Source organism: Stenotrophomonas sp. SrG (assembly GCF_050031795.1).
Classification (GTDB): Bacteria; Pseudomonadota; Gammaproteobacteria; order Xanthomonadales; family Xanthomonadaceae; genus Stenotrophomonas; species Stenotrophomonas rhizophila_A.
This window is the reverse complement of record NZ_JBNBBE010000471.1, coordinates 1-256: the sequence shown is the minus strand read 5'-3', so window position 1 is coordinate 256 and position 256 is coordinate 1. Positions and strand designations below refer to the sequence as shown.

General features: G+C 62.9%; 1 protein-coding gene. It reads right to left on the bottom strand.

Translation table 11 applies throughout. From position 1 onward, the window contains the following. Nucleotides 1-192: hypothetical protein (locus ACQG3P_RS20530; protein ID WP_426806076.1), on the bottom strand; the 192-nt coding region annotated here is incomplete at its 3' end. Between the last annotated feature and the right edge of the window lie 64 nt (nt 193-256).

The window sequence follows — 256 nt, the reverse complement described above, 5'->3', positions numbered from 1 at the left end:
GGTGACCAGGTTCAATGCCCCCATCGGCACGACCAGATCGTGCAGGGCACGGGCGTTGGAAATGGCGAGGGTCTGCAGCACGGAAGGCCTCCGCAGGGAAACAGGCGTGCAGGATGACAGCGATAGGTCGCTGGTATTGCGATTGATGGCGCAATTGACCCCGTCAATCGTCACGCCAAAGCCGCCGGGCACGGCTGGGCTCTACGGCTTTTCAGCGAATCACCGGCACACCGTCTAAGGCTGGCGGGGGTGGGTT